This window comes from Paenibacillus herberti (assembly GCF_002233675.1).
Classification (GTDB): Bacteria; Bacillota; Bacilli; order Paenibacillales; family Paenibacillaceae; genus Paenibacillus_O; species Paenibacillus_O herberti.
Genome location: NZ_NMUQ01000002.1, coordinates 937,431 through 960,638 on the forward strand (window position 1 = coordinate 937,431; position 23,208 = coordinate 960,638).

Genomic DNA, 23,208 nt, shown 5'->3' on the forward strand with positions numbered 1-23,208 from the left:
GAACAAATGAAGGTGTTACAGAGGGCAAGCGCCTCCCGATACGGGCTGGCTACGGCGTATTTGCTGGCAGCTGCGCTGCTTGCGGCAGCGCCTTTATTCACAAGCGATTTCCGGTTAAATCTACTGGCAAAGTTTCTGGCATTCGCCATCGCTGCGGTTGGACTGGATCTGTTATGGGGTTATACCGGCATTCTTAGCCTTGGGCATGGCGTATTTTTTGGACTTGGGGGCTATGCGATGGCCATGCATCTCAAGCTGCAGGCAAGCGGCGGCAAACTGCCGGACTTTATGGAATGGAGCGGATTATCAAAGCTTCCGTGGTTTTGGACTCTATTTCAGAGCTTTGGAATGTCGGTAATACTCGGTATTGCTATACCCTCACTAGTAGCGCTCTTCTTGGGTTATTTCACATTCCGCAACCGAATTCGCGGGGTTTACTTTACGATTTTGACGCAAGCGCTCGTCGTGATTAGCGTGACGCTCATTACGGGGCAGCAGGCTTTTACGGGCGGAACGAACGGTATTACCGGGTATGGCGAACTATTCGGATACTCTCTTGCCGCGCCAGAGATGAAGATTGCTCTCTACTACGTCACGGCGGCGGTGCTTGTGGTAGTGCTTCTGCTCTCGCGTTTTCTTGTTAAAAGCCGGTTCGGAAAAGTGCTGCGCGCAGTTCGCGACGGCGAGAATCGGGTACGCTTCCTTGGCTATAATCCAGCGAAGTTCCAGATGGCGGTATTCGTTCTCTCGGCAGCTTTCTCCGGCATCGCCGGTATGCTGTTCGTGCTGCATGTTGGCATCATTTCACCATCGATGATGGGCATTGTGCCATCGATTGAAATGGTGCTCTGGGTAGCCATAGGTGGCAGAGGAACGCTGATTGGAGCCGCGCTTGGAGCGCTGCTGATGAACGGGGCGAAAAGTGTCTTTAGCGAAACTTACCCGGAGATTTGGCTGTTTTTCATGGGTGCGTTGTTCATTGTGACAACGGTATTCCTGCCGCGCGGAATCGTTGGGCTGGTGGCGGACGGATGGCATAGACTTAGGCTGCTTGGGCGCAGGAGGAAGGGGGTTCCAGAGCATGAACGATCACGTTATTCTGCGGTGTGAGGATGTCACGGTATCTTTCGACGGCTTTAAAGCGGTTCAAGGCATGAATCTGGAGCTGAAAAAAAGGGGGCTGCGCTTCCTGATCGGGCCTAATGGTGCGGGCAAAACGACACTGCTCGATGCAGTTTGCGGCAAAGTTAAACCTTCCGGCGGACGAATTGTATTCCAGGATGGAATCGATCTCGCCCGGCGCAAGGAACATCAGATTGCCGAGCTTGGTATCGGCCGCAAGTTTCAGGCACCTTCGATTTTTCCAACGCTGACGGTGGAGGAGAATTTGGAGCTGGCCATGCGGCAAAAGCGCGGCGTGCTCGCGACGCTGCGGACTCGGATACTCTCATCAGAGAGGAAGCTCATCCGCACGCGACTGGAAGGGATTGGCCTGGGTGGCAAGGGGACGCTGCGTGCAGGGGGCCTTTCGCACGGGGAGAAGCAGTGGCTGGAGATCGGCATGATGCTCATGCAAGAGCCTTCGCTGCTGCTGCTTGATGAGCCGGCGGCTGGCATGACCGATCGCGAGACCGACAAAACGGGCGAATTACTGCAGGAGATTGCCCAGGAACGGGCGGTTGTTGTTGTGGAGCATGATATGGAGTTTGTGCGCAATTTTGCCAGTATCGTAACGGTCATGCATGAAGGCCGATTGCTCATGGAGGGGACGATGGATCAGGTGCAGGCCGATGAGCGCGTCGCCGAGGTGTATTTGGGCAAAAGGAGGGAAGCCACATGCTGACCGTGGAGAAGCTGGAATCCGGCTATGGCGAGAGTCCCGTGCTGCGCGGTGTGACGCTGGAGGTGCGGCCGGGGCAGGTTGTGTGCCTGCTTGGCCGTAATGGCACCGGTAAGTCCACGCTCGTTAAGAGCATTATGGGTGTGCTGAAGGCGTGGGGCGGTAAAGTCGGTTATGCGGGCCGCGACCTGACGCGAAAAGCGCCGGGAGAGCGGGCGCGCAGCGGGCTTGGCTATGTGCCCCAGGGCCGGGAAATTTTCGGGCAGCTGACGGTGCGCGAAAATATATTGATTGGGCTGGAGGCTTCGCGTGGACGCGATGGCAGACGGGCGACGAGTGAACTGCAGCCGACGGGCAGGCGAGACGAGGATGCGTCGAAGGCAGTCAGTAAGCGGGGCGTTGGGAGCGAGGGCGAGGAAGCGCCGAAGGCAGCTGATAGACGAGGCGGAGGGCGCGGTAGCGACGAAATTCCACAGGCGGCCATTGAGCGTTTTCCTGTATTGCCGACAATGTACGATCGGCGGGGTGGTGATCTGAGCGGCGGCCAGCAGCAACAGCTGGCCTTTGCCCGTGTGCTCGCGGCTGAGCCGGAGCTGCTTATCCTGGATGAGCCATGCGAGGGCATTCAGCCGTCGATTGTCGACGACATTCGTGACGTTATTCGATCCATCAAGTCAGATGGGCGGACCGCTATTTTGCTCGTAGAGCAGAGTCTGGAGTTCGTGCGCAGCACAGGGGATTACGTCTATATTCTTGAAAAAGGCGCAGTCGCTTGGCAAGGCGACATGGAAGCACTTGGCGATGATGTCGTACGTCGGTATTTGACGGTATGAGATTGGAATTGTTCTCCAATGGCTCCTCTCCAAGCCGGGAATCGAGGTTTAAAAATAAAAGCCCACAGGGAATTTTCAGCATTCCTGCGGGCTTTTTGTATGGTCGAATAAGTGCTTTCCAAAGAGAGGGAGCGACAGCTGGGACTGTGCATAAGAAAATGGGAGCGGATGAATACTATGGTCAGATTCGAAGGTCACAACCTGACAGATCAACTCCTATCTCCGCATACATCAGTGTCAGCGAGCATCCAGTCGACTTACAACTCTTCGAGGAAAGTGGGGCAACATGACTATGAAAGCAACTGGAATTGTGCGTCGAATCGATGATCTCGGCCGCGTCGTCATCCCAAAGGAAATCCGCCGTACGCTTCGCATCCGCGAAGGAGACCCGCTTGAAATTTTTGTGGACCGTGATGGTGAAGTAATCCTCAAAAAGTATTCCCCAATCGGCGAGCTTGGTGACTTCGCTAAGGAATACGCGGAATCACTTAGTGAAGGCACCGGTCATATTACGCTAATCACTGACCGTGACACCGTAATCGCCATTGCCGGTGCTTCCAAGAAGGACTATATTGACAAGCCAGTCGGCGCGTTGTTGGAGCAAGCGATGGAAAGTCGCAAAACAGCAACGGAAAACGGTGGCGGTGAGCATGAGATCATCAAAAACATGTCGGAAACATACTCGTCCTTTGTAGCGGCTCCGATTATTTCCGGCGGCGATCCCATTGGCACGGTCGTCCTGGCAAGCAAGGAAGATTCAACGAAGATGGCTCAGATGGAAGTGAAAATGGCCGAAACAGCCGCAGGCTTCTTGGCTAAGCAAATGGAACAGTAATAAGCATAAGCACTGCCCCGGCAAGCTTCCTTTTTCGGTTGGATAATCGAGAGCGGAAGCTTGTTTGCCGTTGGCGGGGAGGGGTAAGGGGCAGCAGAGCCGGCTGGCAGGAAACAGGGAAAAGGGACAGCCTAGCCTGGAGGCGCGATTTTATTGCTGCTTGCAGTGAAGCAGGGGAAGGTCAAAGCCGTGGGGCCAGTGGGACTCAGCTGTCTAGAATCAGATGAAGCTTAGGTGGCGTTCCGCCGTACAGCAGCGTACCAGCGCTTGCGGCGGGAAGCCGCAGCGGTTCACAGGCATGCAGCAGCCGCAATGAGCCGGCTTCTGTCAGATCCAGCGAAAGCTGCGCCGGGGAAAGCGTAATGTATGGCGAAGCGGAGCCACTGGCCACATTTCGGAACAGAGTTCCTCCATTGCGGACCATCACATCGACAGGACCGCCCGTAGCCAAATGGAGCAGCCGTACCTTGGTGCGGTCCTCCTGACTTTCCGACTCATCGGCAAAAAGCAGCAATTGCAGTCCTCCGTCCTGCGGATCTGCGGTAACAGCCACTGTATAGCGAATCCCGGCTTCTAGATTGAGTTCAAAGGCAGTTTCTGCATCGGTCTTCGCAGCTTCGGCAAGAACGGAATCCTCCGGGAACAACTGGACCCGGTGCACGCCTTGATGCGCCTGAACGTAGGGCGAAGCTTTCAGGAAAGCGGCTGTTAGTGAGTCATACGCACCTTCCAATCGAAGTTCCAGCTCAGGCTGCCCGGGAGCGGCGTGCAACAGCCTGATAAAAGCGCTGGCTGCTTCAGAGTTGTTTGCTTCAGCTTTATCCTTGTCGCGTCCGAGCAAAGGTTGGAAGGAGGCCCCAGAACCAGTAGAAGCGACAGGGAAAAAGTCATAGCTTTGAATCGGCTGCCAGGACGATGGTGTCAGCGGGCCAGTGGAAACAGGCCAGCTAGCGCCAGCAGAAGGTCCATATTGTACCCACTGTGAATCTGGCTCTAACCCTGGCAAGGGGAAGGAGTCTGCCGTGGGAAAGAAAGAACTACCAAGGAAGGCAGACTCATTATAGGCCGCCGGCACTGAAGAGGGATATTCCGGCGGATAGCCGTACATGTGTACCAATACAGCGAGCCGTTGCATAGCTTCTTGATGCAAAGTTGCATACGACAAGCTGATGACCGGGTCTAACTCGCGATAATATCCGGCCAGCATGCTGTACTGGCTGGCTTTTTGCCATTCGGTCCAAACGGGATGTCGGTCCATACCCTACCTCCTTGCTGATTCCTGCCGGAAACAGCTGAAAAAAGTCGTTACTCCAGCATATGCGCGACGGGCATGGCCCATACGAACGGAAGCGAGACTAGATGCTCGCCAGGTATGGCTCATTTCAATGGAAACGAAAGAGGAGCTGGAATATGGATAGGGCAAGATCGCTACCGAATCCGCTATAATGGGGAAAGGATAGGCGAGAGGAAAGGGAATATGGGACAACAAGCGAGGAACGGGAAGGATAACGGTGGAAAAGGAGTGCTGGGCGGGGCGGTTGTACTTGCTGGAGCGGCGCTTTTGTCCAAGCTGATTGGAACGCTGCAGAAGATTCCGCTGCAAAATGTAGCAGGCGATCGCGTATTCGGGATATACAACGCGGTTTATCCGTTCTACCAGCTCATTCTCGTGCTGGCGACAGCGGGACTGCCGCTAGCGGTGTCCATCCGCACCGCATCCTTGTTGGAAAAGGGAGACCGAACCGGCGCCCGCCGAGCAGCGGCAGCTGGCATCGTACTGCTGTCGCTGCTGGGCGTAGCAGGCTTCGCTCTGTTATGGGCTGGAGCAGAGCACTTTGCCGCCTTGATTGGCGATCCGGCTGCGGCCCATTCGATCCGCGCTGTCGCCGCTGCTCTGTGGTTCGCTCCGGCGTTGGCGGCGCTTCGTGGTTACACCCAGGGATACGGCGACATGCGCCCTACGGCCTGGTCACAGCTCGCGGAGCAGGTCATTAGAGTGGCCGCCATGCTCATGTTGCTGCGAATCGGCTGGTCTGCCGGTTGGAACGAGGAAAAGCTTGCGGCTGGAGCGATGTCGGGATCGTTTTTTGGCGGCGCGGCGGGACTTCTGCTCTTGATAATCCTGATGCGGAAAGGCGACAAGGACGGGCCGCTGCGGGACACATCGGTACCTGTCTTGGAAAAGAAGCAGAGAAGTCGGATACATATGGAACGGGAACAGGAACAGGAACGGGAACAGGAACGGGAACAGGAACAGGAACGGGAACGGGAACAGGAAAGTCGCTGGAGCTGGCTGCTGCGCATTGCTCGGAGGCGGGCTCGCAGGGGCCAAAAGCCGGACGGGCAGTCCGTGCCGGAGACTCTTGCCGGTGGAGGGTTTAGGCCATTTACTCAAGAGATGCGTCGGCTCGGCGTACTGGCGCTGCCAGTAGCGCTCGGCGCGATTGTCGCGCCTGTGCTTGGTGCGATTGATGCTTTTACAGTGCCGAGGCTGCTGCGGCAAGCTGGATTAGGCGAAGTTGAGGCGATGACGGCCTTTGGCCTGTACAGTCGCGGTCAGCCGCTCATCCAGCTTGTAGCAATGGTGGCAGGCGCTGCGGCGGGGGCAATTGTGCCGCAGCTGGTGCGGTTGAGGCGTGCCGCGCCTGCGGATGCGGCTGACGCTGCACGCCTCGCGCTGCGCGTGAGTGCGCTCGCCGGGGCTGCCGCGGCGGCGGGACTCATTCTGCTGGCGAAGCCGCTGAATGTGATGTTTTATACGGATGCGCAGGCGACCGGCACGTTAGCGCTCGTCGGCAGCACGGCGCTCGCAGCGGCGCTCAGCGCGGTATGTGCGCCGCTGCTGCAAGGCCTCGGCGCGCTGCGCATCCCGGCGGCGCTGCTGCTGCTCGCGGCGCTCGCCAAGGCGGCGCTTAACGCGGCGCTCGTGCCGCCGCTTGGCATCGCCGGCGCCGCCTGGGCGGGCATCGCCGCCACGGCGCTAGCCGCGCTGCTCGGCGCGCTCGCGGCCGCGCGCTTCGCTGGCGCGCTAGCCGCCGCCGCGCCGCGCTCCGCCGGCGCTCGGCTGCGCCAGCTCGCCGCGACAGCGCTGGCGCTCGCGGCGATGAGCGCCGCCGTGCTCGCGGCCATGCGCGTCGTCGCCGTGCTGGCTGCGCCGGCGCTGCCGCCGCGCCTGGCCGCCGCCGCGCAGGTGCTCGCCGGCGTCGCGCTCGGCGCCGCCGTGTACGGCGCCGCGCTGCTGCGGCTCGGAGCCGTCGCCGCGGCGGAGCTGCGCCGCTTGCCCGGCGGCGAAGCGCTCGCGGCGCGCCTTGCTCGCTGGCGGCTGTTGCCGCGCCGCCAGGATTGAATCTTCGGGTCGAATTTCGGCCTAATGGCCTTATTTTTTGCTCAGAATAGCGACAGTCTGCATGAAATAGGAATACTATGACTTATTATTCCATTAATCCGTGGCCCAGCTTGATTCCTGGGCTCAAGCCAAGTAAAGTCTAGGGGAGGCTATCGGCATAGCTTCCCATGATTTCTTGTTTTCCAGCCGTTTCAGGCTTGTCGTCAGCAAGAAACATGCAACTCCGTCCAGCTGCCGGGCATCGGCTCCAGTGGGACGGGAAGGCCGCATCCGCTACAAGAAGGAGGCGCAGTCAGCGTCATGACAGCCGCATCGAGTACCAACCGTCAACCGGAGGGCGGAGCAGGCGTTTCGGCGCCATCCATTACGATAGCCGGACTCGGCACAGGAGATCCGGACCAGCTTACGTTGGGCATTTGGCGTAGATTGCAAGAAGCTGACACGATCTACGTCCGCACGGAGAAACATCCCATGATGGACATGCTTCGCGGAATTGGAGTGCCGATCCATTCCTTTGACCGCTTCTACGAGGAAGCGGACTCGTTCCCGCAGGTGTATGAGGCGATTGTTGAGGAGTTGCTTACGCTGGCAAAAGCTGCCGGAGCAGCGTCTACCGCTGGTATTCCCACAACGGCTGAAGCGGCATCCACCGCTGGCAGTCCCTCTGGTGTTGTGTCAGCATCCACCAGTAGTCCCGCGGCGTCCGCCGTCAGCATCCTGTATGCTGTCCCCGGACACCCAATGGTGGCAGAGCGCACCGTACAGCTGCTACGCGAGCGTTGTCCGGCTGAGGGCGTTCAGCTGCAGGTGCTGGGGGGCGAAAGCTTCCTGGATATCGCCTTCACGCGGCTTGGCTTTGATCCAATCGAAGGTTTCCAACTGCTAGATGCCTCTAGCCTGCAGCCGCATTTGCTGCAACCGCAGTTGCATACGCTCATCGGACAGGTTTACGACGATTTTACCGCTTCCGATGTGAAGTTGACGCTGATGGAGCGCTACCCGGAGGAACACCCTGTGACGATCGGTCACGCGCTTGGCGTCCCGGGAGAGGAGTGCATCATCACGGTGCCGCTCTACGAACTGGACCGCGGTCAGAACTATGGCAATCTCAGTCTCGTTTATGTTCCGGCGAGCAGCGACGAGAGCTTGAGGGTCCGCAGCTTCGACCGTCTGCATGAGATCGTCTCCATTCTGCGTAGTCCGGATGGCTGCCCGTGGGATCGCGAGCAGACTCATCAATCGATCCGCAAAAACTTCATCGAGGAGCTTTACGAGGCGCTCGAGGCGATTGATGAGGATGACCCGGACGGAATGAAGGAAGAATTCGGCGACATCATCCTGCAGGTGATGCTGCACAGCCAGATGGAAGAAGAGACGGGAGCATTCACCGTTTATGACGTCATTCAGGAGCTGAACGAAAAGCTTATCTTCCGTCATCCGCATGTGTTTGGTACAGTTGGAGCAGCGGATTCCGAAGAAGCGCTAGTGAACTGGGAGCGGATGAAGGCCGAGGAAAAGCTTCTCAAAGGCCGAAATGCGAACCGCAGCTCACAGTTGGACGGCATTCCGAAGGATCTGCCAGCGCTGATGACTGCCTTCAAGCTGCAGAAAAAAGCGTCCAAGGTCGGCTTTGACTGGGATGAGCTTGAGCCGGTACTGGGTAAGGTTGAGGAGGAGCTTCGCGAGGTGCGCGAGGCGGTTGCCGAAGGCGATGCCGAGGCGAGCGCCGGGGAGCTTGGCGATCTGCTGTTCGCCGTCGTCAATGCGGCGCGCTTCCTGGACGCTGATCCGGAGGAGGCGCTTGCCCGTACCAATGCCAAGTTCAGAAGACGGTTTCTCTATGTCGAGGAGCAGCTTCGTATAAACGGCAAATCTTTTGACCAGACTGATTTACCAGAGATGGATCGTTGGTGGGAAGAGGCTAAGAAGCAAGGTTTGTAGAGTGGTGAGAGCCTTCTGTAACGGGGTGAAAAGCCAATTCGGACAAGCTTGGAGTAATGACCGTAAAGCATCGCTTCCAGCTAAATCTCAATCTCGTTCGCGTCTAGCAATCTTCCAAACCGGCCGCCAATGAGAGTCTATCTGTGACCTTTCGCCGATTCTCGACGATTTTCTACAAAAAAATTTCTAGATGTAGCAGGAATTTTTCACTCAGGGGACGAATACCTAAACCTCGAAAAATTTCTCCCGGAGATCCCGGCAGCTCCGCCGCTTGCCGCACCAGTTCGGAGAACCGGGAGGAAAAGAACGGCGTCACAATGTCTAGCGGCGGCAAACGCACCGCGGCTTTTACCGGACATTAGGCAAGCCGCTCTAGTTTCGTCCGTACCTGCTGCGATGGCAGCAACGATCGCACTTCAATTGAGAACTTTATATTTCGGGAGGAAACAACCATGAACAAGAACGACCTTATCAACAGCATTGCAACGAAAAGCGGACTGACTAAGCGCGACGTAGAATCCGTCCTGAACGGCTTCCTCGGCGAAGTAACGGAAGCACTGGCTTCCGGCGACAAAGTTCAACTGATCGGCTTCGGCACGTTCGAAACCCGTACTCGCTCCGGCCGCACTGGCCGCAACCCGCAAACGGGCCAAGAAATCACGATTCCGGAATCCAAAGTTCCTGCATTCAAAGCCGGCAACAAGCTGAAAGAAGCCATCAAGTAATTGAGGCTCGACAAGTTCCTTAAAGTCTCCAGGCTCATCAAGCGGCGCACTGTCGCCAAGGATGTGTCGGAGCAGGGCCGCGTATGGATCAATGGCCGCGAGGCCAAGCCGAGCAGCTCCGTCAAAGCCGGTGACGAGCTGCGTATCCAATACGGGTTGAAGTACGTCACCGTGCGTATCGAGCGCACGGCAGAGACCACTCGCAAGGATGAAGCGGCAACGCTTTATACGCTGGTCAAGGAAGAATCACGGGAACGCGAGGACAATGGGCTCGGCTTTTAGCCGACAATCAAAGTTCTGCTGTATCCTACAAAACAAGCAAGGTCCCTCTGTGGATCTTGCTTTTTTGTCTTTTATATTCTGGTTGCATCCACAGTACGGCTGAATTTCGAGCGAAGGAGGGAACGGAGATACCCTAACGGAACTCAGAAGCGCTATTTGGTCGGAATGGATGTAATTGAGATTGTAACGGAACTGAGACGTGATATTCCCCATTAATATCGACTTTTTTCGGCGAACGGGCTGTTCCCCTAATTCTGGGAGTTGAGGGCGAAATAGTTCGTCATCTACATCGAGCCTGTGCATGCGGCTACCGTCCAACGACTAAATCCACCTAGCGTCGTGTGGTTGGCTGCCAATATGTGTGGCCCAACCGCGCCGGAATTTACTGTCTGCACTTACTCTAAAACGTACCTCTACTCCCTGTCCTACCTACTCCGCGTACTATCTCGAACAACGAGTTTAGGCGTCAGCTGGATATTTGCTATTTTTCTCTCTTCGCTATTAATAATTTGAACCAATTGCTCCATGGCAATTTCGCCAATTCGATCAAGCTCTTCTTCTACTGTCGTAAGTTTGGGGCGGATGAAATCGGAAAAGAAATGATTGCCAAAGCCGATGATGGAAAGGTCATTCGGGATAGAGATACCTAAGTCGGATGCCGCAGAAGTTACAGCCAGAGCTGTCGTATCACTAAAACAAAAGATAGCGTCGGGGAGATTCCGGCCTTGGCGGATTAGTCCAGTGAACGTATCGTATCCCTTCTGAGGCGTTGTTTGATTCATGAGGATATTGTCATCGGGAAATTCCAGTCCAATCTCTTCAAACGCAGCCCTAACGCCGTTCACTCTGAGCGTGTTATGGAACCACTGCTCATTACCAGCGAAAATCAACAGATCCCGATGGCCCTGCTCTAATAAATGTTTAGCCGCTATATAACCGCCGATTCGCTCATTGGTGGAAACAGAGTTCTCAATTTTGGGATCAGGAAATTTACCAATGATGATGTACGGGATATTTTCTTTTTCAAATAGATAGGGGAAGCTGTCGTTCAATCCAACACCCATAATAATAAATCCATCTGCTTGATGATTATTTATGATTTTCAGGTATTCATTATCGTCCAGTTTGGCCGTCGTAACGATGGTGACGTTGTAATCATGCTTGGCCGCCACGTTTCCGATCCCATACACGACCTGCGGAAAAACAGGGCTGATCAAAGCGCGGCTAATATTCCGATCAGGAACGATAATAGCAATGTTTTTAATTGGCCCTTTAGCTAACGCTTTGGCCGCCACATTCGGACGGAAATTGTACTGCTCAACGATCTTTTGTATTTTAAGCTTGGTTTCAGGCTTAACCTTGTCCGAGCCGTTTATAGCGCGGGAAACCGTAGACTTATCAACCTCCGCCAAGCGAGCAATATCCGCAATGGTAATCGTCTTTTTCTTCATCGATATTCCTGCCTTCCAAATGATTAACCGGAGTATATATATAAAATAAACGGTTCGTTCCGCTTCCTGTTTGTTTCTCTAGTTCAACATATATAGTTTGCTTTTAAAACTAAGCAAGTGTCAAGGCACCGTTAAATGATCCAACCGGCATGGAGCCCCCTTACCCCTACCACATGAAAATTGTATTGCCACAGATAACATTACCATGCATAATAGCAGTAATACAACCGATTGTATTACATTGCTTCAAGGAGGGATTTCTTTGTACATCAAGGAGATTGCTGCGAGTTTTTATCCGTGGGATCTTGCAGACGAAGGCGTGGAGACCTGTATTGATAATGTGGTTCGGCTCTGCGATGTGAACAGTGTGTATTTAGTAGGCCTCATGCATAAGGAAAAGCGCCCCTTGGATCAGCTTTATTATCCTCATAATCCAAAAAGAAAATTTTATATTCCGGAAGACAGCCGGGTTTATTACCAAATGGATGAGGCTAACTTTGCCAATACCCCACTGAAGCCGCTTTACAGCAACGAGGAATTTCTTAAGCAGAAAAACTGGCTGAATGAACTGGTGACTTACGCGCGTAAAAAAGAGCTGAAAGTCGGAGTCGAAATTTCGCACACGATCTATGACGCTGATATTGCTGAACGTGATTATCCGGAGATCCTGCAGAGGAACGTTTATGGCGAACCCGTCGGCGGCGAAAAGATTATCGATCAACGCGTCCTATGTCCGAATCATGACTATGTAAGAGAGTATATTAAGGCGCTGTTTTATGACACCGCTTTAAATAACGATATCGATTATATCCAGAGCTGCCTGGTCATGTTTTATGAAGGAAGACCGCTCCAGAACGATTACGACCGCGAAATAGCGAATGTACTCGGCGTTCTTCATGGAGGCTGCTTTTGCCAAAGCTGCGCCCATAAAGCTAAAGCAATGGGTTATAACTGGGACCAGATTAAACATGACATGACTGAATTGTATGATATCGCTACGGAACGCGAACTTATGGACATGATGACTTTGAGCCTGTTGGATCAGGGCAATTTACTGGCAACCGGTCTGTTGTTGGAATATCCATCGTTCTATCAGTGGCTGGAGTTCAGAACAAAGTCCATCACGGAGCTATTTAAGGACATCTATGGATCAATCAAGAGGGCTAATCCTAAAGTCGAGTTCCGTTACAACACGTATATCAGGTATCCCGAATTAGGCGGAATGAACTTTGCAAGCATTCGTGATTATGTCGATTCGGTACGGGAATCCGATTACTCGGAGCAATCCGGCGACCTGAAACGGTTGGAATTAAAACGCCAAAAGATATTAAAAATACGCAGAGCAATCGGATATGAAAAGGATCTCCTTGCAGGTGTCGGAATTCGCATGAATGCTAACGAGGAAATTGTGCGGGAAAGCTTAAAAATGCTAGGAAAACTAGGGATTGACGGTATCTCGTTAGGGCATTACGACGGGGCTACTTTTGCACGGCTGCAAGCTGTAAAAGAGGGGATGATCGAAGGGGAAATCCTCATGCAGCAAGGGAAACATGCGGAAACCTAGAGAAATAAAAAGGTATTGCTAATAAAAAACAGCTTAGGTATAATCGCAATACAACCGGTTGTATTTAAAGGAAAATAATGAGGGGGTCATTGTATTGAAGAGTTTAAATCGTTTTGCAAGCGTTTTCTCATCCGTAATTCTGCTGTCTACTCTTATTGCATGCAGCAGTTCTGAAGAGCCTAGTGCTGGAACGGGTAACAGCGACAAACAGAAAAAAGCGGTTACCATTCAATACACCTTCTGGGGTGACGCGGCTACAAAAGCAACCCACGAACGGCTTGTCGACAACTTTAATAAAAAGAACACAGGCGTAACGGTGAAAGCTATCCATGTTCCAGCATTTGATCAATATTTGCAAAAGGTACAAACGACAATGGCTTCGGGAACAGCTCCTGACGTCATCAACTTTGTCCATAATGACGTTTATGCCTTTGCCTCCAGGGATGTATTGGTTGATTTGACGGAGTGGATCAAGCGGGATTGGGATGGAGCCAAGCTGGGAGAAAACTTGGGCGATCTAATGGAAGGCATGAAATATGAAGGTAAACAATATGCGCTTCCGCGTAATGCCGGCGGTTGGTATACGTACTACAACAAAACGCTATTTGATAAAGCCGGTGTTAAATATCCCGATGAAAGCTGGACGTGGGAGACGTTAGTGGCAGAAGGCAAAAAACTATCGAATAATTCAGCCAATGTTAACGAACGGACATGGGCTATCGCCTTCGATGCCAAAGCAACTGCACAGCATATTAACTACATGTGGCAAGCGGGCGGCGACTATTTCAATGAAGATAAATCTGCCCTACTATTCGACTCTCCAAAGACGAAGCAGGGTCTGCAATTCATGTACGACTTGATGTACAAGGATAAAATTGCGCCAGATCCAAGTATTACTTCCATCCAAAAGCCGGTTGATCTGTTCTCCTCCGGGCAGCTAGCGATGTATCAGGATTCGATGGGGAATATCGTTCGATTTACCGGTGCCAAAGATTTGAACTGGGGAATTGCTTACCTGCCTAAAGGTCCGGAAAATCGGTTTGGCCGAATTGGCGCTACCGGCTTAGCTATTCCAGAAGGAAGCAAAAATAAAGAGGCCGCTTGGGAATTTATCAAATATGTAAACGGCAATGAAGGCCAAGAGATTTTGGCTAAAGACGGCTTCTCAGCCCCTGTCAGAGAGCAGCTGTTGCAGGATGAGTCGAAGTTTTTACCCGCAGATAAATTCCCGATTGACCGCAACGTCGCTATAAAAGGTTACCAAGAATACGGCAAGCTGCTTCCTAGCCATAAAAATTGGACTCAAATCGAAGCCGTAGCCAAGAAATACCTCGATTTGTACTTTATTAATTCCATGAGCCTTGATGAAGCAACCAAAAAAATCATGGATGAAGCAACCCCTTTATTGAAATAAGCAGATGAGGATAGACAGGTGGTGGTTCTTCTGAAAGGTTCAAATAAGGACTTGCCCGTAGCAGTGTGGTTTATACTGCCGAGTTTCATCGGATTTGCCATTTTCACGGGAATTCCAATCCTTGTAGCTTTGGTATTATCCTTTTACGATTGGAACCTATTAAATACGCCTAAGTTTGTCGGTTTTGAAAATTACGATACGTTATTCCGCAGCGATCCCATTTTCATGAAAGTGTTATGGAACACCTTGTACTTCGTGCTCGGGTCCGTACCGCTTAGCATTATAATCGCCCTATTTATCGCAGTTCTCTTGAATCAGAAATTGAAAGCGATCGCATTTTTGAGGGCAGGATATTTCCTGCCCGTTATTTCCTCAATTGTCGCTGCGTCGCTCGTCTGGAAATGGATTTTCAATCCTGACTTTGGGATCATAAACGACTTTCTGAGAATGATCGGCATCAGCAATCCGCCGAAATGGATTACAAGTACGGCGTGGGCAATGCCGTCCATTATCATTGTCGCCATATGGAAAAATCTCGGGTACAACATGGTTATTTTCTTGGCTGGGCTACAGGACATTCCTAAGGATTTATACGAAGCCGGGGAAATTGACGGAGCAAACAAGCGGCAACTGTTCTGGCATATTACGCTGCCTCTCCTACGGCCAACCACCTTTTTCATCACCATTATTTCGATCATTGGCTCCTTCCAGGTGTTTGGACAGGCGCTGGTTATGACCGAGGGCGGGCCAGGAATATCAACGAATACAATCGTCTTTTATATTTACCAGAATGCGTTTGTTTTCTTTAAGATGGGTTACGCATCCGCTTCAGCGTGGGTTCTGTTCTTCATCGTTTTATTCTTTACAGCTATTCAGTCCAAGATCGGCAAAAGGAGGGGAGCTCTATGATTCAAATGGGTAAATCGGTTAGTTCCAACTGGATCAAAGGGCTGTCTTACCTCATTTTGTTCTCCGGTTTATGGATCATGATACTCCCGTTTCTATGGATGATTTCCAGCTCCTTCAAAACGTTGGAGCAAGTGAACGAGATTCCGATTCGCTGGATTCCCACCGAGTTTCACTTTGAGAACTATCTGGAAGTGTTTCGTGTCATCCCGATGGCCAAATTCATGGGCAATACGGTGTTTGTTTCCTTTATCGTAACGGTCGTGACGTTGATGATTTGCGCCATGGCCGCCTATGCCTTTGCTCGTTTGGAGTTTAGAGGCCGTGACGCCTTATTTTTCTGTTACCTAGCCACGATGATGGTCCCGGACCAGGTTACGATGATACCGAACTTTATTATGATGAAATATTTCGGATGGATCGACTCCTACTATGCGTTAACCATCCCTAAATTTTTCTCGGCTTTTGGAGTATTCATGCTCCGTCAGTTTTTCCTGACGATTCCGAGGGAGCTTGAGGAGGCGGCAACCATTGATGGATGCAGCCGCGCAAGAACCTTCTGGTCTGTCGTACTTCCACTCGCGAAGCCTGCTCTCGTTACGCTGGGGATCTTTACTTTCCTCGGAGAATGGAATTCCTTCCTCTGGCCTTTAATCGTTACGAACAATGTTGATTTGCAAACGATTCAAGTGGGATTACGGACCTTCCAAGGGGAGTTTGGGACCCAGTGGAATCTGCTTATGGCAGGTACCGTAATTGCCGAGCTTCCGATCATCGCGTTATACATTTTCGCCCAAAAATATATTATTGCCGGCATCGCTACCTCAGGCATTAAAGGCTAGGCAATAACAAGTACAGAGGAGAGAAACCGCTTAATGAAACAATTGCCTTATGAAACGATCATCTGTGTGGATTTACGTCCGTTTAATCCTTCGAAGCTGGATTTCGGTGTTGGAGATTACATGGATAAGTTAGCATTCAAACCTGACATCTTAGTGTTTCTGAATTTCTTTGTCGACTTTGTTCATCGACATGAAGAGGTTGATGAGACTGCTTTTAGCCGGATGACGATTGGTCAAAGGGGAACTCCAGCTCCACATGCCTGGACCAAAAGAGATCTGGCCGGATTGATTGCTTGCTTGAAGGATGCCGGTGTACGCTCGTTTCTGGGGCTGTTGTCGAGCACGAGCAGCGATATATGGAAGGGCGTCAATATCGACTGGGAGTTCAACGAGATTCTGCAAACAAAACGCGGCAACCAGCGTGTTTGGGGAAGTGCGATTAATCCTCTGAAACGTTTTACAGACGGATCGTATTACGAAGATATTTTTGCAAGAGATTTGCTGAAAGTACTTCAGGATTTCCAATTTGATGGTTATGTGGCCGGGGACGGCATGCTTGGTCTCAGAGGTCCTCATGAAACGCTGTTGGATACAGACTTTAGTGAAGATATGACCGATCAATTTGCCAGCTTCCATGAAATGAAACTTCCTGAATTCGAGGATTACGATGCTCGGGCCGATTATATTGTGGAAAATTATTTTGCCGAATGGGTGCAATTTTACGTCCATCGTTGGGGACAGCATGTAGAGAAATTGACTGGCCTGCTGAAGCCGAATGGCAAGTCTCTTATGGCAATTGATGCTTGGAGCAGAAACCCGGAAGAACTGATCACGGCGTTCGGCATTGATTACCGCGTTCTGCATCAAAGGGGATTAGAAGCTGTTTTTGTACAAGCTCGTGAAACGAATAAGTGGCGTAAACATCGTGAAGGCGAGTATGTGAAGGAAGAAAACTCCGTATACGGCTTCCTGACACATAAAGCTTACGAGCCGGGAATTCGTTATTATTGGGCCGAAGCGACGATTAATTTGCCTGAGTTCTGGAACTCCGTATTGGATCTTCCCCATGTATTGGAGAGGGAGACATACGGATACCTATGGAGCATGAACTGGCGGAATGGGGAATTCTCCAGGGCAATTGACGGCATTTGCGTCATTTGGGGCAATGATCTGACCGAGGAGCAGTGGAGATGGCTTGTGCAGCGCTGGTCGATGGCCTATTCCCAAATCGCTGAGTTCCAGTCTCCTGCTGGGTTGACCTTGCTGTGGAGTGAGCTTGGCATCAAGGAGTTGAACGCGGAAAACAAACGATACGGACAACGTTTTGCCAAGCTATTGAATCTCGGTTTGTGCATTCAGTCCAGCGTTCATGCGGATGAGCTGCATGGTGAAGGTGAACAGGGCTGGGGGAGTGCTTATCCAGAGCAACACTTGCTGACCTTTGATCAAACACTGCTGCAGCGTCTTCCATCCCTTGCCCATCGTGTATTTCTTATCCTCGAGGACTATATCCAATTCAAGGGTGTCCGCTATAGCTGGCAGGAGGGGATTGAGCTTATGAAGCATACAAGCGGCATAAGAACCTCCCGCGGACGGGTGCTCGGATTCCAAAATAGGGCAGGGGCATTAGTGCTTAGCCTGGAAAATCAGGAGAACTTATTTTATGAACAAGTTAAGTTATCGGTGCCGTTCCATATTGATGATGTGAAGGTGCTCCCGCCAAGGGAATGGTTCGCCATTCCGGAATCGACGGAAGGCAATGTGACGCAAATATCGGTTGCTCCAGATGCCTCAACTCAAGTTATCGTCCACCGCTCCAAGCTGATCTAATCAATTCTTGAGAGTAGAAGGAATGAAGGCTCCGATGAGGCGGCATTCGTTCTTTTCTTCCATAAGGGGATGAATCGTTTGGACTCGTTAGCATTTCCAACTTTAATTTCCATTGATCTTCGTCCATTCCATCCCGGCGCCCCGGATAGCGGCGTGCAGGCTTATATGAACAAGCTCGGATTTAAGCCCGACACCTTAATTTTCCTGAACTTTTTTGTTGATTTTTTGCATACTCACACTGAAATTGACGATACCCCAATCAATAAAATGAATGCCGGCCAGCGTGGGACGCCTACGCCTTTTCCATGGACCCGCAAGGATTTGTTTAACCTCGTCAATGCGGTGAAAAATGCAGGCATTCGGCCGCTTCTCGGCATTTTATCGTTCACCAGCAGCGATGTATGGCAAAGTGCCAGAGTTGATGAAATAGATACCGAGATCTATCAGACCAAACGAGGGAATCAAAAAATGTGGGGAAACTGCATTAATCCGTTGAAACACGGCTCGGATGGATCGTTGTATGAGGATCGATTTATTGCTGATTTAATGACGGTCATCGAGGATTACGGCTTCGAGGGCTACGTTGCAGGTGACGGCATGATGGGATTAAGAGGCCCTCGTGAAACCTTAGAGGATTCCGATTTTAGCTTGGATATGGTGAGGCAGTTCCAACAGTATAGCGAAGTGGTTCTCCCTCATTTGGACGACTACGATGAGCGGGCAAATTATATAACCGAGCATTATTTTGCCGAATGGGTTCAATTCTATGTCTACCGATGGGGGGAGCATTTCGGCAAGCTTTCCTCCAAGCTGAAGCCCCTAGGTAAGGCGCTCATCGGCATAGATGCATGGAGCCGGAACCCGGAGGAATCCATTACTGCGTTCGGCATCGACTACCGGGTTTTATATGAGAAGGGTCTGGAAGGAGTACTCGTCCGTGCGGGCGAGGCCAACAAAATACGTAAACATCGGGAAGGCGATTATGTATGGGAAGAGAATTCAATCTATACGTTTCTATCGCATAAAGCCTACGAACCCCGGCTCCAATACTATTGGGCAGTTTCAACCGTTAATCAGCCTGAGTTCTGGAATGCCGTATTAGATCTGCCACATGTGATGGAGAGGGAGGCCTTCGCTTATTTATGGACGATGTACGGAAGTGGAGAGACGGGTCGCTTTGAGCGAGCCATCGATGGTTTAGCGGTCATTTGGGGCAATGATATTAGTACCGCTCAGTGGGACTGGTTAACGAGCATATGGAACAGAGCGTTCCACCTTGTGAAACAATTCGAGCGGCCGGTCGGCTTAACCCTCCTATGGAATGATAAGGGAACTGGGCAGCATACCTCGGAGAACAAGCAATATGGCCACAGCTTTTCAAAGCTGCTTAACGAGGGTATTTGTGTCCATTCCGCAGTTGAGGAAAGGAATATACGTCCTTTCCTGGGTGCTACCGGATATCTGGTAGCATTAGACCCCGATATTTTGCTGCGAGAGCCACAGTTGGAGGATCGTACTTTTGTTATTTTGAGCAATCGTATACGGTTTAAGGGAGAGATTTATCCATGGGCGGTTGGCGTTCGCCTGATCAAGGGGCTTTGCGGCGTTCATATTTCCAAGGGACGAATGGTCGGTTTTGAAGCGAAAGAGGGGACCTTCGTGTTCAGCCTAGAAAATGCAGCGAATCTATACTACGAAACGGCTCAGGTTCATCTTCCAGTAGATGTGGAAGAGATCTTCACTCTGGAATCCGATCCGCAAACGCAGCTTCGAATTGTAGATAACAGCTCACGGATATTTTCGTTGCCGCCAGATGGCGCTGTTCAGATCGCTTTTAAAATGAAAGGAGCAACGGGTGATGAATTTAATTGAGAATATTGGTTTTATCGGTACGGGTGTCATGGGTAAAAGCATGGTTAAAAACTTGATTAAAGCGGGATATAAGCTGCATGTATACAGCCGCACCAAATCCAAGGCGGATGAACTGCTCGAGGCCGGAGCCGTGTGGCATGACACACCGGCGCAGTTGGCAAGCGAGGTTGACGCCGTCATTACGATGGTAGGCTACCCAGCCGATGTGGAAGAGATTTATTTAGGGGAACATGGAGTTATTGGGAGTGCCAAAGCGGGCACGTATTTTATCGATATGACCACATCTAGCCCCAGCCTGGCTAAACGATTGGAACAGGAAGCGAAAGTTAAGCAATGCCACTGTCTGGATGCCCCGGTATCCGGCGGCGATGTTGGGGCTCGCGAAGCAAAGCTGTCCATTATGGTTGGCGGCGAGCAGGAAGTTTTTGCAGCTGTGATGCCGATTTTCGAAGCGCTTGGCACGAACATCGTGTATCAAGGAGCGGCGGGAGCGGGACAGCATACGAAGATGTGCAATCAAATCGCGATCGCTTCCAACATGATCGGGGTTTGTGAAGCACTGATTTATGCGAAGAAGGCCGGACTTGATCCCACGACCGTATTAAAAAGTATCGAATCCGGTGCTGCTGGCAGCTGGTCGCTCAGCAATTTAGGACCAAGAATTATCGCGGGTAACTTTGACCCTGGCTTTTTTGTGAAACATTTCATTAAGGATATGGGAATCGCCCTACAGTCTGCTGCCGAAATGGGAATGGAAACGCATGGTCTGAAGCTGGCTAAATCCCTCTACGACCAACTTGTAGAGCTCGGTGAAGGGGACAGCGGAACGCAGGTATTATACAAAATTTACTCTTAATTGCGCATCCAGCTGGGGCAGCTAGGGAGGTTACCAATGAAATATGCACGATTTCGCATAGCGGAAGAGCAGCCCATGAAACTAGGCGTTGTGGAAGGCGAGTGGCTGTACGAGGTAGAAGGTGACTTGTTCTCAAGCCATAAAAAAATCATTAAAGAGAACAAATATCCGCTAAACAGCGTGAAGCTGGAAGCACCCTTAATGCCACGACATATCATTGGAGTCGGCAAAAATTATGTTGGACCCGGGGAAGCAAAACCTTCCAAATACCCTGACGTTCCGATCTTTTTCTTTAAACCTGTTTCAGCTGTAATCGGGCCGGGCGAAGACATCGTCATTCCGGCTGCTCTCCAGGAAGTTAAATTTGAAGCGGAGTTAGCCGTGATCATGGGGAAAACAGCCAGCAAAATCAAAGAGACCGAGGCCAAGGACTATATTTTTGGCTACACGGTAGCCAACGATGTAACCGCACCGCAGTTATTTCATCCCGAAGGGCATTGGATGGTCGGCAAGTCGCAAAATACATTTTCGCCGCTTGGTCCCTATATAGAAACGGATCTAGATCTTTCGGCGGTACGTGTTGGGGCTCTCCACAACGGGATTGGGAAGCAAAACAGTGGTCTGGATCTCATGATTTTGCCTATCGAATATATGATCTCTTATCTTTCTCATTCCATGACGCTTGAACCGGGAGATGTTATTTTGTCAGGCTCTCCTGCAGGGGCTGAATTCATGAAAGATGGAGACGAAATTGAATGCTCCGTCACCGGTATCGGCGTTCTACGCAACCGAGTTGTCCAATCGAAAAATTAAGAGCTGAAAGGTGTGTTAATCGATGAGTTCCGTACAATCCTATCCGGCAGGTGTTGAACTGAGGGGTACTGTTCAAGGGTATGAAACGATTTTAACAACGGATGCTTTGAATTTTGTTGTAAAGCTTCACCGTACATTCAATCCAAGACGTCTGGAGCTTCTCCAGAAAAGGGTGGAGCGGCAAGCTGGAATTGATGCGGGAGAACTGCCACATTTTTTGGGCGAAACCGAGCATATACGTAATGGAGACTGGCGAGTTGCTCCGGTGCCGGAGGATCTGCAGGACCGTAGAGTGGAGATTACAGGACCGGCCGGTGATCGGAAAATGGTCATCAATGCGCTTAATTCAGGCGCTCATGCCTTTATGACGGATTTTGAGGATGCAAACTCCCCGACATGGGACAATTCCGTTATGGGTCAGGTCAACTTGAGAGATGCTATTGATCGGAACATTTCTTTCGAAGCGCCGAACGGTAAAAGCTATACGTTAAACGAGCGGGTAGCCGTCCTTATCGCGCGGCCGCGCGGTTGGCATTTGGTAGAGAAACATTTGCTCGTGGATGGAGAGCCAATTTCGGGCAGTCTGTTTGATTTTGGACTTTATTTTTTCCATAATGCCAAGAAGCTGTTGTCCATGGGAAGCGGACCTTACTTTTACCTGCCGAAGCTGGAAAGTCATCTCGAAGCCCGCCTCTGGAATGATGTCTTCGTTCTAGCACAAGATGAACTTGGGGTTCCTCAAGGCTCCATTAAGGCGACCGTTCTTATTGAAACGATTATGGCCGCTTTCGAAATGGATGAAATTCTGTATGAACTGCGCGAACATATTTCCGCTCTGAACTGCGGCCGTTGGGATTATATTTTCAGCTATATTAAAAAGCTTCGCAATCAGCCGCATGTCATTCTCCCGGACCGCAGCGTAGTAACGATGACAGCTCCTTTCATGAAATCCTATTCTATTCTCGCGATCAAAACCTGCCACCATCGTGGAGCACATTGTATCGGTGGAATGGCCGCTCAAATTCCGGTTAAAGACGATGTTGCTGCGAATGAAGAGGCCATGGGTAAAGTACGGGCTGATAAAGAGCGGGAAGCATCCAACGGCCATGATGGCACCTGGGTGGCGCATCCCGGTCTGGTTCCGATTGCGATGGAAGTATTTGACCGCTTAATGCCGTCCCCGAATCAGATCGATAAACAGATAGATGCTGAAATTACGGCGGAGAATTTACTTGAAGTGCCCCGTGGTGAGATCACTGAAGCCGGGCTTCGCATCAACGTCAGCGTTGGGATTCAGTACCTGGAAGCTTGGCTTAGAGGATTCGGAGCGGTGCCAATTAACAACCTGATGGAGGATGCCGCAACGGCCGAAATTTCAAGAGCGCAGGTATGGCAATGGATTCGTCATCCCAAAGGCATCCTGGACGATGGTCGGAAAATAACGGTCGAGATGTTCGAAGGAATCGTCACAGAAGAACTCCAGAAATTGAAAGCGTCGATTGGCGAAAATGCTTTCAACAGGGGGAAATTCGAACAGGCTTCCGAACTATTTTCCAAGCTGACCCTTAGTGAATCCTTTGAAGACTTCCTTACTGTTCCTGGATATTCATTATTAAAATAGTTAATAATGCGAGTTCAAAAAGGTCGCCATTCAGCACCGAGAAGGTTGTGAGAACGGGAAGAAGGAGGTTGGCAAACCTACATGAGCACCGGACTTCGAAGGTGAACACAAGATTCGATGTCGAGTTGGCTTCCTGTTTTACTTCGTGATCAATGGGGGGCTTTTTGAACTACCTCTAATAGGGGAGTTTCATCTGTCGATATAGAGGTTAATGATGCTTACCCCCCACTCCTATAG

The 23,208-nt window shown here is 51.2% G+C and carries 19 protein-coding genes; 17 read left to right on the plus strand and 2 right to left on the minus strand.

Going from position 1 to position 23,208, the window contains the following annotated elements:
* The first annotated feature begins 6 nt into the window (after positions 1 to 6).
* The 4 genes from urtC to spoVT all read left to right on the plus strand — a co-directional run bounded on the left by urtC (position 7) and on the right by spoVT (position 3,508).
* Positions 7 to 1,110 (plus strand): urea ABC transporter permease subunit UrtC, encoded by a 1,104-nt coding sequence (gene urtC / locus CGZ75_RS16600; RefSeq protein ID WP_089525372.1) that lies wholly within the window; start codon positions 7 to 9, stop codon positions 1,108 to 1,110.
* Positions 1,082 to 1,843 carry an urea ABC transporter ATP-binding protein UrtD gene (gene urtD / locus CGZ75_RS16605; RefSeq protein WP_089525373.1) on the plus strand — a complete coding sequence of 254 codons (762 nt, stop codon included), beginning with the start codon at positions 1,082 to 1,084 and terminating at the stop codon, positions 1,841 to 1,843. The genes urtC and urtD overlap by 29 nt, the downstream gene beginning before the upstream one ends.
* Positions 1,837 to 2,673: an ATP-binding cassette domain-containing protein gene (locus CGZ75_RS16610; protein WP_089525374.1), complete on the plus strand. Its 837-nt coding sequence runs from the start codon at positions 1,837 to 1,839 to the stop codon at positions 2,671 to 2,673. The genes urtD and CGZ75_RS16610 overlap by 7 nt, the downstream gene beginning before the upstream one ends.
* Positions 2,674 to 2,965: 292 nt before the next feature.
* A complete protein-coding gene (spoVT, locus tag CGZ75_RS16615) occupies positions 2,966 to 3,508 on the plus strand; it encodes a stage V sporulation protein T (protein ID WP_089525928.1) in 543 nt (180 codons plus the stop codon).
* 205 nt (positions 3,509 to 3,713) lie between these two features.
* Here spoVT and CGZ75_RS16620 read toward each other — a convergent pair whose 3' ends face one another.
* Positions 3,714 to 4,766, minus strand: coding sequence for a DUF4397 domain-containing protein (locus CGZ75_RS16620; protein WP_089525375.1), 1,053 nt, complete (start codon positions 4,764 to 4,766; stop codon positions 3,714 to 3,716).
* Positions 4,767 to 4,985: 219 nt separating this feature from the next.
* Between CGZ75_RS16620 and CGZ75_RS16625 the strand changes: the two genes are divergently transcribed.
* The 4 genes from CGZ75_RS16625 to CGZ75_RS16640 all read left to right on the plus strand — a co-directional run bounded on the left by CGZ75_RS16625 (position 4,986) and on the right by CGZ75_RS16640 (position 9,802).
* The gene (locus tag CGZ75_RS16625; RefSeq protein ID WP_176444887.1) at positions 4,986 to 6,854 is read left to right on the plus strand and encodes an oligosaccharide flippase family protein; all 1,869 of its coding nucleotides are present in this window, start codon (positions 4,986 to 4,988) and stop codon (positions 6,852 to 6,854) included.
* Positions 6,855 to 7,154: 300 nt separating this feature from the next.
* On the plus strand, positions 7,155 to 8,795 hold the full coding sequence (gene yabN / locus CGZ75_RS16630) for a bifunctional methyltransferase/pyrophosphohydrolase YabN (RefSeq protein WP_089525377.1): 1,641 nt from the start codon (positions 7,155 to 7,157) through the stop codon (positions 8,793 to 8,795).
* Positions 8,796 to 9,247: 452 nt separating this feature from the next.
* Positions 9,248 to 9,520, plus strand: a complete 273-nt coding sequence (locus tag CGZ75_RS16635; RefSeq protein ID WP_028598247.1) for an HU family DNA-binding protein — start codon at positions 9,248 to 9,250, stop codon at positions 9,518 to 9,520.
* Entirely contained in the window at positions 9,521 to 9,802 is a 282-nt protein-coding gene (locus CGZ75_RS16640; protein WP_089525378.1) for an RNA-binding S4 domain-containing protein, read from the plus strand. It begins immediately after the preceding gene.
* A gap of 425 nt (positions 9,803 to 10,227) precedes the next feature.
* Here the strand turns inward: CGZ75_RS16640 and CGZ75_RS16645 are convergent, their stop codons facing one another.
* Entirely contained in the window at positions 10,228 to 11,253 is a 1,026-nt protein-coding gene (locus CGZ75_RS16645; protein WP_089525379.1) for a LacI family DNA-binding transcriptional regulator, read from the minus strand.
* Positions 11,254 to 11,515: 262 nt separating this feature from the next.
* On the opposite strand from CGZ75_RS16645, the gene CGZ75_RS16650 reads away from it, so the two are divergent.
* The 9 genes from CGZ75_RS16650 (at position 11,516) to aceB (ending at position 22,971) form a co-directional block, all read left to right on the plus strand.
* Positions 11,516 to 12,817 (plus strand): alpha-amylase family protein, encoded by a 1,302-nt coding sequence (locus CGZ75_RS16650; RefSeq protein WP_089525380.1) that lies wholly within the window; start codon positions 11,516 to 11,518, stop codon positions 12,815 to 12,817.
* 94 nt (positions 12,818 to 12,911) lie between these two features.
* Positions 12,912 to 14,231 carry an ABC transporter substrate-binding protein gene (locus CGZ75_RS16655; RefSeq protein WP_176444888.1) on the plus strand — a complete coding sequence of 440 codons (1,320 nt, stop codon included), beginning with the start codon at positions 12,912 to 12,914 and terminating at the stop codon, positions 14,229 to 14,231.
* An 18-nt stretch (positions 14,232 to 14,249) separates the two neighbouring features.
* Positions 14,250 to 15,140: a carbohydrate ABC transporter permease gene (locus CGZ75_RS16660; RefSeq protein WP_245850885.1), complete on the plus strand. Its 891-nt coding sequence runs from the start codon at positions 14,250 to 14,252 to the stop codon at positions 15,138 to 15,140.
* Positions 15,140 to 15,979, plus strand: a complete 840-nt coding sequence (locus tag CGZ75_RS16665) for a carbohydrate ABC transporter permease (RefSeq protein ID WP_425436518.1) — start codon at positions 15,140 to 15,142, stop codon at positions 15,977 to 15,979. The genes CGZ75_RS16660 and CGZ75_RS16665 overlap by 1 nt, the downstream gene beginning before the upstream one ends.
* A gap of 33 nt (positions 15,980 to 16,012) precedes the next feature.
* Positions 16,013 to 17,809 (plus strand): hypothetical protein, encoded by a 1,797-nt coding sequence (locus CGZ75_RS16670; protein WP_089525382.1) that lies wholly within the window; start codon positions 16,013 to 16,015, stop codon positions 17,807 to 17,809.
* A 78-nt stretch (positions 17,810 to 17,887) separates the two neighbouring features.
* Positions 17,888 to 19,681, plus strand: coding sequence for a hypothetical protein (locus CGZ75_RS16675; RefSeq protein ID WP_089525383.1), 1,794 nt, complete (start codon positions 17,888 to 17,890; stop codon positions 19,679 to 19,681).
* Positions 19,668 to 20,537: an NAD(P)-dependent oxidoreductase gene (locus tag CGZ75_RS16680; protein WP_089525384.1), complete on the plus strand. Its 870-nt coding sequence runs from the start codon at positions 19,668 to 19,670 to the stop codon at positions 20,535 to 20,537. Before CGZ75_RS16675 ends, CGZ75_RS16680 begins: the two co-directional genes overlap by 14 nt.
* Positions 20,538 to 20,573: 36 nt before the next feature.
* The gene (locus CGZ75_RS16685) at positions 20,574 to 21,350 is read left to right on the plus strand and encodes a fumarylacetoacetate hydrolase family protein (RefSeq protein ID WP_089525385.1); all 777 of its coding nucleotides are present in this window, start codon (positions 20,574 to 20,576) and stop codon (positions 21,348 to 21,350) included.
* Between the two features lie 22 nt (positions 21,351 to 21,372).
* Positions 21,373 to 22,971 carry a malate synthase A gene (aceB, locus tag CGZ75_RS16690; protein WP_089525386.1) on the plus strand — a complete coding sequence of 533 codons (1,599 nt, stop codon included), beginning with the start codon at positions 21,373 to 21,375 and terminating at the stop codon, positions 22,969 to 22,971.
* The last annotated feature ends 237 nt before the right edge of the window (positions 22,972 to 23,208 follow it).

Excerpts from the sequence above, each read along its gene's own strand:
- CGZ75_RS16625 (WP_176444887.1), top strand. The coding sequence starts at position 4,986 with ATGGGACAACAAGCGAGGAACGGGAAGGATAACGGTGGAAAAGGAGTG.
- CGZ75_RS16645 (WP_089525379.1), bottom strand. The coding sequence starts at position 11,253 with ATGAAGAAAAAGACGATTACCATTGCGGATATTGCTCGCTTGGCGGAG.
- urtD (WP_089525373.1), top strand. The coding sequence starts at position 1,082 with ATGAACGATCACGTTATTCTGCGGTGTGAGGATGTCACGGTATCTTTC.
- CGZ75_RS16685 (WP_089525385.1), top strand. The coding sequence starts at position 20,574 with ATGAAATATGCACGATTTCGCATAGCGGAAGAGCAGCCCATGAAACTA.
- CGZ75_RS16635 (WP_028598247.1), top strand. The coding sequence starts at position 9,248 with ATGAACAAGAACGACCTTATCAACAGCATTGCAACGAAAAGCGGACTG.
- CGZ75_RS16680 (WP_089525384.1), top strand. The coding sequence starts at position 19,668 with ATGAATTTAATTGAGAATATTGGTTTTATCGGTACGGGTGTCATGGGT.
- CGZ75_RS16610 (WP_089525374.1), top strand. The coding sequence starts at position 1,837 with ATGCTGACCGTGGAGAAGCTGGAATCCGGCTATGGCGAGAGTCCCGTG.
- urtC (WP_089525372.1), top strand. The coding sequence starts at position 7 with ATGAAGGTGTTACAGAGGGCAAGCGCCTCCCGATACGGGCTGGCTACG.
- yabN (WP_089525377.1), top strand. The coding sequence starts at position 7,155 with ATGACAGCCGCATCGAGTACCAACCGTCAACCGGAGGGCGGAGCAGGC.
- CGZ75_RS16620 (WP_089525375.1), bottom strand. The coding sequence starts at position 4,766 with ATGGACCGACATCCCGTTTGGACCGAATGGCAAAAAGCCAGCCAGTAC.
- aceB (WP_089525386.1), top strand. The coding sequence starts at position 21,373 with ATGAGTTCCGTACAATCCTATCCGGCAGGTGTTGAACTGAGGGGTACT.
- spoVT (WP_089525928.1), top strand. The coding sequence starts at position 2,966 with ATGAAAGCAACTGGAATTGTGCGTCGAATCGATGATCTCGGCCGCGTC.
- CGZ75_RS16670 (WP_089525382.1), top strand. The coding sequence starts at position 16,013 with ATGAAACAATTGCCTTATGAAACGATCATCTGTGTGGATTTACGTCCG.